Source organism: Streptomyces sp. SM1, from assembly GCF_002910825.1.
Lineage (GTDB): Bacteria > Actinomycetota > Actinomycetes > Streptomycetales > Streptomycetaceae > Streptomyces > Streptomyces okerensis.
Genome location: NZ_NEUB01000385.1, coordinates 1 through 4,228 on the forward strand (window position 1 = coordinate 1; position 4,228 = coordinate 4,228).

The following is a 4,228-nucleotide window of genomic DNA, read 5'->3' on the forward strand; positions in this document are numbered from 1 at the left end:
GGCGTCCGCGCGGGGACACCGCGCCGATCGTGTCCAGGGCTCCTCCGGCCACCCTGCCCACCTGCTCCGCACCCGGCAGATGCCGCAGTCCCGAGGCGACGGCCCGCAGCGGCTGCGGAAGGTCCGGTGCACGAGACGTGTCCTGCTCCATGTCGACCTCCACCGGTACAGCCCTCGGGGCACCCATCGGTAATGATGGCGTCTGTCCCATATTCGACCTTTACCGACCGGAGCGCTCTCCCAGTACGCCCGAGCCGGTTGCCCCCACCGTCCGGGACCGGCCGCCTTCCGCACCCGCGTCCGTGTCGGAACGGGCACGCCGGGTACTGGGTGCGGCACGCAGAGCTGTCCCGGGCGGGGGGCCGGGCACAGCGGCCGTACGGACCGGCCGGCGGAGGGAGCGGTGATGACGGAGAACGGCGAGGACACCACGCTCGCCCGGCGCTCGGCGGCCCCGGACCTCCGTCCGGCCTCCCACGCCCCGGGGGCGGCGCCGCCGCTCGACGTGCGGGGCGAGGCACCGCTCCAGGTGGAGGACGACGGCCCGGAGCTGCCCCGGGACCGCAATCAGGCCATCCTGGAGGCGGCCAAGCAGGTCGGTGCGGTGCTGAAGCGGGGCGGGCATCTCTTCGCGCTGGCCGGCAGTGTCGCCGTGCATGCCCACGGCGGCAGCGGGAACCTCCAGCACGACGTCGACTTCTGCGTCCGTCCGGAGGACGCCGAGGCCGTGGCCACCACACTCCGGGAGGCCGGGCTGACGGTCTACACCCCGCCGGAGGACTGGCTGATCAAGGCCACCTGCTTCGGCCAGGACGTGGACATCATCTTCGAGCTGGCGCACCGGCCCGTCTCCGCGGAGATGCTCCGGCGGGCGCTGGAGCTCCCGGTGGAATCGGTGCGCATGCCGGTCCTGGCCCCCACCGATCTGCTGTCCGGCCTGGTGGCCGCCTTCTCGGAGCACCACTGCGACTTCGGGGCGGTCCTGCCCATCGCGCGCGCCCTGCGCGAGAAGGTCGACTGGGACCGGGTACGGCGTGAGAGCGGGGACGAGCCGATGCCCGCGGCCTTCTTCTTCCTCCTCGAACGCCTGAACGTCATCTGAACGTCCGCGGAAGGAACGCTCATGAGCACCCATGACGCCGGTTCCGCAGCCGGCACACACACCGCGCGGGGTCCGGAGTACCGCGTCGCCCACCTCCAGGACCGGCTCGCCTCCGGCGAACTCGGCGAACTCGGCGTGCGGACCGAGGTGCGCGGCGGGACCGTCCTGGTCACCGGGACCGTTCCCTCGGCCCGTTGCCGCGAGGAGGTGCTGACCACGGTGCGGGAGGAACTCGCGGGGCTGGAGGTGCACTGCGACATCGTGGTCAGTGAGCCCTCGTCCCCCGACCACGCGGAGGAGCTGTCATGATCCGGATCGCCGCCGTCGGGGACATCCACATGAGTCCCGAGACGCGGGGCGTACTGCGTCCCGCGTTCGACACCCTGCCCGACTGCGCCGACCTCCTGCTGCTGGCGGGGGACCTCACCCGGCACGGCACCGTCGAGGAGGCACGTGTGGTGGCCGACGAGATCCGGGGCCTCGGCGTCCCCGTTGTCGTGGTGCTCGGCAACCACGACCACCACGACGACCGGCAGGACGAGGTCACGGCCCTCCTGCGGGACGCCGGGGCCCGCGTCCTGGAGGGGGAGTCGACGGTCGTCGGGGTCGGGGACACGCGGGTCGGGGTGGCCGGCACCAAGGGCTTCGGCGGCGGATTCGTCGGAGCCAGCGCCGGGGAGTTCGGCGAGCCGGTGATGAAGGAGTTCGTCCGGGTCTCCCGGCGGTGCGCCGACGGTCTGCGGGCTTCGCTGGAGCGGCTGGCCGAAGAGGGCTGCGACGTCCGGATCGCGCTCACCCACTACTCCCCCGTGCCGGAGACGCTGGCCGGGGAGCCGCTGGAGATCTATCCGTTCCTGGGCAGCTATCTGCTGGCCGAGGCGATCGACACGGCCGGCGCGGACCTCGCCGTGCACGGGCACGCGCACGCCGGAACCGAGCACGGTATGACCACGGGCGGGGTCAAGGTGCGCAACGTGGCCCAACCGGTCATCGGCCGCGCCTTCCACGTCTACCACCTGCCGGTCCGCGAACGCGTCGACGCCGGGGCGCCCGCCGCCTGAAGTCCGCCTTCCGCCCCAGCGCCGCCGGTACGCACCGGCGGCGCTCTTCGTTGCCGCCGGGTCCGGGGTGCCCGTACGCCTCCCGTGTGAACACCTCGCGCGGCGCGCCCTTTTTATGAATCTTGTCTGCTTACCATTCAGGCTCCGTGCCCCGTGGCCCTGTCGGGAACGCCCCGATCCCGCCCACCCGGCCCGCGCCCGTCGAACACATCCGCCTGCCCCCGTAGAAGAGGACCCCAGATGGCGCTGCCGGGCCGTCCCGGACCATCGTCCGCGCTCGCCCTCGCCCCGCACGACGCCGAACTGCGCACCGCCGCACGGCATCTGGCCCGCCGTCGCTTCCTCACCGTCTCCGCCGCGGCCGCCACCCTCGCCTTCACCACCCAGCTGCCCGCACGCGGCGCCTTCGCCGCGCCCCGGTCCGACGGGGCCCGGATCACCGAGAACCCCTTCACGCTCGGCGTTGCTTCCGGGGACCCGCTGCCCGACTCGGTGCTCATCTGGACCCGGCTCGCCCCGGAGCCCTTCACCCCGGACGGGGGCCTGGGGCAGGAGCAGGTGGAGGTCGCCTGGGAAGTGGCCCTCGACGAGTCGTTCGTCCTGGTGGTGCGGCGGGGCACCGTCCTCGCCCATCCCGAGTACGCGCACAGCGTGCGCGTCGACGTGAAGGGCCTGGACGCGGGCAGCCACTACTACTACCGGTTCCGTACGGGCACCTGGATCAGCCCCGCCGGCCGTACCCGCACCGCTCCCCCGGCCGGCGACGGCAGCGCGCGCCTGCGGCTGGCCGCGGTCGCCTGCCAGGCGTACCACCACGGCTACTACACCGCGCACGGGCACCTCGCGCGGGAGGACGTCGACGTGGTGTTCCACCTCGGCGACTACCTGTACGAGTACGCCGTCGACTCCGCCGGGGGCGCCCGCGCCCACACCGACGTCGTACTGCCGTCCGTGTTCAACCGCGAGGCGACGACCCTGGCGGACTACCGGATGCGGTACGCGCTCTACAAGAGCGATCCCGACCTGCGCGCCGTGCACGCCGCGCACCCGTTCGTCGTCACCTGGGACGACCACGAGACCGAGAACAACTACGCGGCCGACGTCGACGAGAACGGCAGCGACCCGGCCCGGTTCCTGACCCGCAGGGCCGCCGCCTACCGCGCCTACTGGGAGAACCAGCCGCTGCGCGCCGACCAGCGGCCCGAGGGCCCCGACGCGCGGCTGTACCGCCGGCTGCGCTGGGGCACGCTCGCCCAGTTCGACATCCTCGACACCCGGCAGTACCGCTCCGACCAGGCCTACGGCGACACCGCGCACGTCCCCGGGCCCGAGTCGGACGACCCCGCGCGCAGCCTCACCGGGGACGCCCAGGAGCGGTGGCTGATCGACGGATGGGGGACCTCCACGGCGCTGTGGAACGTGATGCCCCAGCAGGTCACCTTCTCCCAGCGCAAGCTGGACCTGAACGCCGAGGCGAGGATGTCGATGGACGCCTGGGACGGTTACCGCGCGAACCGCGGCCGGCTCGTCGCGGGCGCGAAGGCGGCCGGTGTCGACAACTGGCTGGTCCTCACCGGTGACGTCCATGTCGGGTACGCCTTCGACATCAAGGACGACTTCGGCGACCCCGGCTCCCCCACCCTGGGTACGGAACTGACCTGCACCTCCGTCACCAGCGGCATGAACGGGTCGGAGCACCCGGCCAACCGGGACACCTACCTGCGGGCCAACCCGCACCTCAGGTTCTACGACGGACGGCGCGGCTACGTGCGCGTCGAGCTGGACCGGGCGCACGCCCGCGCCGACTTCCGGGTCGTCCCGGCCGTGACGACGCCGGGCGCCCCGGTCTCGACGGCCGCCTCCTTCGTCACGGAGGCCGGCTCGCCCGGACTGACACCCGTCTGACCCGTCCGGGTGTCCTCCCGTCGTCCGCCCGTACTGCACTTGGCGTCCGTACGTGTCTCCAAAGCGCTAACCCCGGCGTGTCCTGACATCGCGTCGGGCGCGCCGGGAAAGGCCTGAGTCTCCTCGGCAGCTTCGCCGCCCCGAACGAAGGAGACGTACC

4 protein-coding genes are annotated in these 4,228 nt (G+C 72.8%); all 4 read left to right on the forward strand.

What is annotated here, in order from left to right:
- The first annotated feature begins 406 nt into the window (after positions 1–406).
- The gene (locus B9S61_RS09820) at positions 407–1,102 is read left to right on the forward strand and encodes a nucleotidyltransferase family protein (RefSeq protein WP_103541920.1); all 696 of its coding nucleotides are present in this window, start codon (positions 407–409) and stop codon (positions 1,100–1,102) included.
- A 21-nt stretch (positions 1,103–1,123) separates the two neighbouring features.
- On the forward strand, positions 1,124–1,411 hold the full coding sequence (locus tag B9S61_RS09825; protein WP_103541921.1) for a BON domain-containing protein: 288 nt from the start codon (positions 1,124–1,126) through the stop codon (positions 1,409–1,411).
- Positions 1,408–2,163, forward strand: a complete 756-nt coding sequence (locus B9S61_RS09830) for a metallophosphoesterase (protein ID WP_103541922.1) — start codon at positions 1,408–1,410, stop codon at positions 2,161–2,163. The genes B9S61_RS09825 and B9S61_RS09830 overlap by 4 nt, the downstream gene beginning before the upstream one ends.
- A 240-nt stretch (positions 2,164–2,403) precedes the next feature.
- The gene (locus tag B9S61_RS09835) at positions 2,404–4,068 is read left to right on the forward strand and encodes an alkaline phosphatase (RefSeq protein ID WP_103541923.1); all 1,665 of its coding nucleotides are present in this window, start codon (positions 2,404–2,406) and stop codon (positions 4,066–4,068) included.
- Positions 4,069–4,228: the final 160 nt, after the last annotated feature.